The sequence below is a fragment of the Nioella nitratireducens genome (genome assembly GCF_001879715.1).
GTDB classification, from domain to species: Bacteria; Pseudomonadota; Alphaproteobacteria; order Rhodobacterales; family Rhodobacteraceae; genus Nioella; species Nioella nitratireducens.
The window spans coordinates 40,581-47,779 of record NZ_MNBW01000021.1 but is presented as its reverse complement, the minus strand read 5'-3'; the positions used below and the strand labels follow the sequence as shown (position 1 = coordinate 47,779).

8 protein-coding genes and 1 pseudogene are annotated in these 7,199 nt (G+C 61.7%); 7 read left to right on the top strand and 2 right to left on the bottom strand.

The window, feature by feature from the left end; genetic code table 11:
- Positions 1–77 precede the first annotated feature (77 nt).
- From BKY27_RS20395 to BKY27_RS16805, 7 genes and pseudogenes are all read left to right on the top strand, one after another.
- A pseudogene (locus tag BKY27_RS20395) lies at positions 78–167 on the top strand (type IV secretion system protein); the annotation flags it as partial.
- A gap of 14 nt (positions 168–181) precedes the next feature.
- Positions 182–829, top strand: coding sequence for a virB8 family protein (locus BKY27_RS16830; RefSeq protein ID WP_071675656.1), 648 nt, complete (start codon positions 182–184; stop codon positions 827–829).
- Complete coding sequence (locus BKY27_RS16825) at positions 826–1,530, top strand: TrbG/VirB9 family P-type conjugative transfer protein (protein ID WP_071675645.1); 705 nt, start codon at positions 826–828, stop codon at positions 1,528–1,530. Before BKY27_RS16830 ends, BKY27_RS16825 begins: the two co-directional genes overlap by 4 nt.
- The gene (locus BKY27_RS16820) at positions 1,527–2,852 is read left to right on the top strand and encodes a TrbI/VirB10 family protein (protein WP_071675644.1); all 1,326 of its coding nucleotides are present in this window, start codon (positions 1,527–1,529) and stop codon (positions 2,850–2,852) included. The genes BKY27_RS16825 and BKY27_RS16820 overlap by 4 nt, the downstream gene beginning before the upstream one ends.
- Before the next feature lies 1 nt (position 2,853).
- Positions 2,854–3,888: an ATPase, T2SS/T4P/T4SS family gene (locus tag BKY27_RS16815; protein WP_071675643.1), complete on the top strand. Its 1,035-nt coding sequence runs from the start codon at positions 2,854–2,856 to the stop codon at positions 3,886–3,888.
- Positions 3,889–3,905: 17 nt separating this feature from the next.
- Complete coding sequence (locus BKY27_RS16810) at positions 3,906–4,325, top strand: hypothetical protein (protein WP_071675642.1); 420 nt, start codon at positions 3,906–3,908, stop codon at positions 4,323–4,325.
- On the top strand, positions 4,325–5,350 hold the full coding sequence (locus tag BKY27_RS16805; RefSeq protein WP_071675641.1) for a type IV secretion system protein: 1,026 nt from the start codon (positions 4,325–4,327) through the stop codon (positions 5,348–5,350). The genes BKY27_RS16810 and BKY27_RS16805 overlap by 1 nt, the downstream gene beginning before the upstream one ends.
- Before the next feature lie 407 nt (positions 5,351–5,757).
- Here BKY27_RS16805 and BKY27_RS16800 read toward each other — a convergent pair whose 3' ends face one another.
- Together BKY27_RS16800 and BKY27_RS16795 are read right to left on the bottom strand one after the other, a co-directional pair.
- Entirely contained in the window at positions 5,758–6,345 is a 588-nt protein-coding gene (locus BKY27_RS16800; RefSeq protein ID WP_233491874.1) for a L,D-transpeptidase, read from the bottom strand.
- A 115-nt stretch (positions 6,346–6,460) separates the two neighbouring features.
- Positions 6,461–7,198, bottom strand: a complete 738-nt coding sequence (locus BKY27_RS16795) for a DsbA family protein (RefSeq protein ID WP_071675640.1) — start codon at positions 7,196–7,198, stop codon at positions 6,461–6,463.
- Position 7,199 lies beyond the last annotated feature (1 nt).

The following is a 7,199-nucleotide window of genomic DNA, read 5'->3' as shown; positions in this document are numbered from 1 at the left end:
TTGATGACTTCGTGGATGACACCGATCTGGCGGCGCGCATCAAAGCTGAATCGCCGCGGTAACAATGAGGCGGTTACGGCGCGGGGACCACCGGTCTCGTTGATGCTGCGACCATCGCCGAGGAACAACGCTACATGGACTTCACCCTGCCGGAACTGCGGCCATGAGCGGCCTCGCGGAAATGAACGCGCGCGAGCTCGTGGAAGAGGAACTTGTCTACGGTGCCCTGCGCCGGGAACAGCTGTGGAAGGCGATCGGGCTTTCGGGAGCAGGCTTTGGCGTGATCGGATGCCTGGTGGCGGCCGTTGTCGCGCTGATGGTCGAGACGCCGCCTCCCGTGGTTGTGCCCTACGATCCCGAAACCGGCATGGCGCTTCCGAACGCGGCGGTCGCCGCCGTGTCGCTTGCCGAACGGCCTGCTGTGATCGAGGCACAGATCTACCGCTACATTCTCGACCGCGAGACCTACAACCAGCTCGACAACGATCTTCGTGTCCGCCGCGTCCTGGCACAGTCTTCTGGGTCGGCCGAGGCCAGCATGCGCGCGATGTGGACCTCGGGACAGGAGAACTATCCGCCATCGCGATACGGGGGCGCGGCCGAGATGGCTGTTGAGATCGACTCGATCACCCTCATTGGCGAGAACCGCGCTCAGGTGCGCCTGAGGAAGCGCCTGACCAGCCCGCAAGGGGTGCAGGACGGATCCTTCACCGTGACATTGATGTTTGATTTCCAGCCGGAGCGGACCCGTTCCCTCGACGATGTCTGGCAGAACCCCTTCGGCTTCATCGTCACCCAATATGCCATCCGATCGGACCGTTCAGAATGACCCGCTTTCCCGTTTCCGCCCTGCTCCTTGCCGGAGCCTTGGCCTTCTCATCCGGGGCCGTGTTCGCCGAGGCAACCCCACGTCCAGGGTCTCACGACACACGTGTTCGCATCGCGACCTGGCAACCGGGACAGGTCTACCGGCTGGTCACCAGTCTGACGCGCGTGACCACGGTCGAGTTCGGCGAAGGCGAAACCATCCGCTCGATCATCGCGGGCGATACGGTGGGGTTCCAGCTCGACGGTGTGCCAGGCGGGCGCGCCTTCGCGATCAAGCCCATGGCTTCAGGCGTCACGACCAACATCACCGTCTACACCAACCGCCGCTCCTACTATTTCCACGTCGTCGAGGCGCGCGAAACACCCCATTACGTGGTTCAGTTCCGCTACCCGGAAACCCGCGTCGAACCGACCCACGCTGTCGCGGCCGACGCGCCCTACGCGAATTACGGTGTGAGCTCCGAAGAGGATTTCACGCCCAACGCGATCTGGGATGATGGAACCTTCACGTATTTCCGCTTGGCACGGAACGCGCCGGTGCCCGCCATCTTCCGATATTCGAACGGGGCCGAGCGGGCGGTCAATAGCATGGCCCAGGGTGACGGGGTGATCCGGGTCTCGGGTGTCAACCAGCAGTGGGTGCTCCGCCTGGGTGAGGGTATCGTCTGTGTCCAGGATCTGGGACGCGAGGCCGCGTCATGACGCAGGAAACCGAAGACCTTACCGCCCGGCTCGCGGCCCTGGAACGGACGTCGGGCAGGGTGCGTCCTCGCGGCCGCTCGTCTGCCCTCACCGCCTTGCTCGGCGGATCCGCGTTCCTCATCTTGGGCGGCCTTGCCTGGGCTGCTCTGAAACCTGCCCCACAGCCCCTCATGGCGACGGCCGCTCCCGAGGAGTTCCAGTCGCAAGGATCAGGATTCGGGGACCTGGCGCCTATGCCAGTGGCTGAGCCCGCTCCGCCTCCACCAACAGACACCGGACCGTCCGAGACCGAACAGGCCCTGATGGAGAGCCTCGCCGCTCTTCAAGCGGAACTTGACGAGTTGCGCGCAAGACCGGCCGAGGCCGCGGATAGCGGGGCGGAGCAGGCTATTGCGGACCTGACGGCGCAAATTGCCACCTTACAGGAAGCATCCGCCGAGGCGCAGCGTGCCCTCGAGCGGCAGCTGACCGAGCGGGATCGCGAATTGGATCAGCTCCGCATGGACTTGGAGCTTGCACGGCTTGTAACACCAGAGCCGACCTCATTGGGACCAAGTGAAGAAGAATTGCGGCTGGCCGAACTCGAAAGGCGGCGCGCAGCCGAAGCCGAGGCCCGCGCAGAGCGCATCGCGTCTCCTATGATCGCGTTCTCCGGGATGGGCGCGGGTGCGGATAGGGAGAATACGCTGGAAGCCGCGCGTCTGAATGCAGATGAAGCCTTTGTTCGTTCGGGCGCGCAACCAGCACAGGTGACACGTGCCGAAGTGATCGCGAACCCATCGAACACGGTTGTTCAGGGCACCATGATTCAGGCTGTGACAGAGACGGCCCTCGACAGCACACTGCCCGGCGCGATCCGCGCCATCGTCTCGGAAGACGTCCATTCTTTCGATGGAACGCGTATCCTGATCCCGCGCGGCGCGCGGCTGATCGGGCGCTACCGCTCAGATGTCGCACTTGCCCAATCGCGCGTCATGGTGGCATGGGACCGGATCATCTTGCCCGATAATCAGACCGTGCAGATCAGTGCCTTCGGTGGAGACGAACTCGGCCGTACGGGTACCACTGGGTCTGTCGACACCCGTTTCGCAGAGCGGTTCGGCTCCGCCGCGCTGATCTCCTTGATCGGCGCCTTGCCTGCGGCTGCAGCGGGTCAAATCGACAGCGAGGCGGCGGCCGATGTTGCGAGCGATGTCGGCACGGATCTGCGCGATAGCACGCAAAGCGTGATGCAGGACTATCTGGCGATCCGGTCAGTGATACATGTCGACCAGGGTACACGGATCACGGTCATGGTTGATCGTGACCTCGAGATTTTCTGACATGGCTGCAAGTTATCTGGAAGCGTCGCTCGACCGTTTCGGCCCCGATATCCTGCGCGACGACACGATCGAGATCTGTATCAATCCCGACGGACAAGTCTGGGGAGAATTCCAGGGCGACCACTTCATGCGAGGTCTCGGCAGCCCGCTGAGCCAGACCGAGATCAAGGACCTCGGCAACCAGATCGCGTCGGCCGCCTCGACGACACTCAGCACCAAGAAGCCTATCGTCTCAGTCTCGATCCTGTATCGAAATCGCCCGATCCGTGCGCAGGTGATCCAGCCGCCGGCAGTCGAGGGCGGTTTCTCAATTTCTCTTAGGTTCTTCTCCTCCCTGCCGCTTGAGAAGATCAAACTCGGATTCCTTTTCGGCAAGGAACGCAGCCTTGAGGATCTGCGTCGGGAACGGAACGCCGCGCTGCGCGATGTGGTGAGGTCCGGCGACATAGACGCCGCGCTGCGGTTTTGCGTCGAGAACAAGCTCAACATGATCGTCTCGGGCGGCACATCGACCGGCAAGACGGTCGCGGCGCGCAAGATCCTTTCGCTGATCCCGCCCGAAGAGCGGATCATCACCATCGAGGAGGCGGCCGAGCTGCGCCCCGAGCAGCCCAATGTCGTGACGTTGATCGCGGACCGGGACACGGATGCCCGCAGTGCCGATGTGCTCTTGGCCTCAACGCTTCGCATGCGACCCGACCGGATCGTCCTGGGCGAAGTCCGCGGGCGCGAAGCGATGACGTTTCTCGAGGCGATCAACACCGGTCACGGTGGATCGCTGACCACACTGCATGCCGAGACCCCACAACTGGCCGTGCGCCGGCTCGCCATCGCCGCCCTGAAAACCGATATGCCGATGACCTATGCTGACATGGTCGATTACATCGAAGGCTCGATTGACGTGATCATTCAGGCAGGCCGCCATGAAGGGGCGCGCGGCATCACTGAGTTTTTCCTACCGGGTCAGGCAAGACATTCAGTCCAGAGCACAGCCAGAACCGAGGGCGCAAAGCGCTCCGCGGTCGCGGCCGAATGAACCGAAAGGAAACCTCCATGCGCAAGATCACCCTCGCCGCGGCCGTCATCATGCTGGCCGCACCCCTCGTGGCCCAGACCGCGCCACAGGTGACGAACGATCTCACAGTGACCATCGCGCCCCAGCAGTACCGGATCTGCAATGACCGGCCCGCACGTCCAACCTGGATGGACGAGGTCCACCCGCGCGAGGCCTACAAGGCGCTGACGCTGATGCGGCTCTATGAGTTGCGTGCTTGGCAGGCGATCAGGTCATCAAGCGATTGTGGTTGTGATGTCCGCTTCCCGACCTGGGATTCCGTATCAGCGGAATACGAAGAACGGTTCTCATCAAGTACGCAAGCCGAACACACTCAAGCTCGGCTTGCCCTCAGGGACCAACAGAACCAGATCGCCCGTGACGTCCAGGATCTCTGCGAAGCGCAAGGCAACTGGTAATGGGGGTCGTCAGCTGGATGGTCGGAACCGCCGATGGGTTCCTTGCCGATGCCGCCGAGTCCCAGTTTGGGGCCGTGGCGAGTAATACCGGCACGATCGTCCTGCTGATGGTCACGCTGTCGTTGATCGGCGTCTGCATCAACATGGCCTTTCAGTTCCGCAGCATGGATGGGGCCAGCTTCTTTTGGTACCTGATAAAGCTGATGTTGATAGGGCTCTTCGCCTTCAACTGGGCCAACTTCAACGCGGTCGCGAATGCCATTATCGGCGGGCTCGACTATGTCGCTGGAGCCCTGATTTCCTCGGTCGGCGGCGGAGGGGCGGGGGCCACATACTTCGCGGCCGAGTTCGATGATCTCATTTCAGAGTTCAGCCAATACTTGAACGCCATCGGCAGCAACCTGAACTGGATGACAGGTGCGATCCTGGGCGGGATCGGTCTCATCCTGCTGAGCCTGCTCGGATTCATGACCGGCATCGTGCTCATCTTCGCCAAGATGATGCTGACGCTGATGCTCGGCCTCGCACCGATCATGATCGCGCTGTCACTTTTCGATGCGACCAAGGATTTCTTCCATAGGTGGGTTTCGACCACGATCAGCTATGCCTTCTACCCGGTTGTCATCGCCGCGATGTTCTCGACCGTCGTCGGCATGGCCAATGCACTTCTGGCTCAACTTGGGGATCCGAGCTCCGCGACCAATATCGGGTCGCTGGTGCCATTCTTCGTGATGGTCTTCTTGGCCAAGGGATTTGTGGCAGCAACACCCCTGATCGTGCGGGGCATCTCGGGGAACCTGATGGTGGCAGCGGCACCCGCTGTTGTTGCCGGATCGACTGGGGTGATGCGAGGGCTCTTCAACACTGCTGGAGTAAAAGGCAGGGCTCGGATCGGCGCGCTGACGATTGGGGAAACGATCGGGCGGAGGGCTGCGCAGACACCAGAAGTTGTACGCAGGGTCGGCACAGCAACCAGCGCAAAGGTGGTGCGGATGGCCGCGAGGGCGCAACGGTTGCGCCAATGATGGATTGGGCTATCTTATTGCATTCGTTGTTCTGCGTTTTACCCATGAAAACCAGTTGCACCTTGTCTTGCAGTCCGTTCCCCTCGGGCATCTCCGCCCCTGCGGTGGTCGCCCGGCAAACCGAAGAGGCAAAGGCAACCTGCTGAGGTTGAACGACTCCGATCATTTCGATGCGACCTTGATTACCAACGGTACGGGCTTGTCGAGGATAGGAGATCGCATGCGATTCAACCTATCAACTATGAGATTGGGCATTGCCAAAGAACGATTGAACTTGCCGTCAAGGGAGCCGAGAACAGGTTCTAGGACTCGATCGCATCGTCGATCTATCGACCGTTCGCTTGCCCCACAGAAACGTCATCCGGTTTTGCCGGATGCGGGCCACGGGACTGAGGCGGCTCGCCGGATTAGGCCGTGTTCACCTTAGGATAGAGGTGGACCTGCGCGCCGATGTCTACGCGCGGGTAGAGATCGATGACATGCTCGTTGGTCAAGCGGGCACAGCCATTGGATACGGCACTGCCAATGGTGGCAGGCGCGTTGGTACCATGAATCCGCAAATAAGTGTCGTGCCCACCGGCATCGTAGAGGTAGAGCGCTCGCGCACCGAGTGGGTTGCTTGGCCCACCGGGAACACCATCCGCGAACTGGGCATAGCGTTCGGGACTACGCCGGATCATGGCATCCGTCGGCCGCCACCACGGCCATTCCGCCTTGCGTGCCACTGTAAAAGTGCCTGCCTCGTAAAGGTTGGCGCGACCGACCCCGACACCGTAGCGGATGGCCAAACCGCGACCCAGCATGAAATAGAGGTAAAAGTCGTCGGGCGTGACGTGGATATCGCCAACCAGCCAATCGGGCCGATAGGTATTGACGAGTTGCGGCAGGAAGCGTTCGGGCAAGGCGACGGGATGCGCAATGCTGCCGGATGCGCCGAGGGCTGTGGTTGCGCCAATGCCAGCAATAAAAGTGCGGCGGGCCATGTCTGAAGCCATAGTGCTCTCCCTTATTATGATCGTTGCGACAGCGACGCCAGCCGCCATAACAACCCCGATTTTGCTTCTCTTCCTTTCACGAGGGCATCCTGGCCTTGTCCTTTGTTACAAGTCCCTATTCCGCTTGCCCCTCGCGCATCTCATAAACCAATCGCTGAAGAACGTCCTGCTCCACTGCGCCCGGGATAAGATTGTCACCCAGAATGAATGTCGGTGTTCCCGTGATGCCCAGAAGATCGGCGAGCCGCATCGAGGTCTCGATATGCTCTGCGACGTCGGGGGCATCCATGTCTGCCTGCAACCGGTCAATATCCAGACCGACTTCTTCCGCGACCGCCAGGACCGAGCGTTCCTCGGCCCGCCCGCTCATGCCCATCAGGGCCCAGTGAAACTCCTCGTAGAGCCCCTGCTGACGTGCGGCCAGCGCTGCGCGGGCGGCAAAGACCGAGCCTTCGCCCAGGATCGGCCACTCACGATAGACCAGACGGATACCGGGATCGGCCTGGATCAAGCCCTCGACAGTCGGCATGGCGCGGCGGCAATAGGGGCAATTGTAGTCGAAGAATTCCACGATGGTGACATCGCCCTCGGGATTGGCCAGCACCGGGGCATTGGGGTCGTTCTCCAGTGCCTCGCGCTGTGCGGCGATCATGTCGGCGCCGGCGGTCACCCGGTCCTGCGCCGCGCGCTCTTCGAGGATCGCGATCGCTTCCACCAGGATTTCCGGGTTCGCCAACAGAGTTTCGCGCACAAGTTCGCGCACACGCGCTTCGGTCAGATCCACCTGGGCAAAGGCTGTCAGCGGCAGCACCAGCAGCAACAGTGCGATGAGTATTCGTTTGATAGCGGTCATT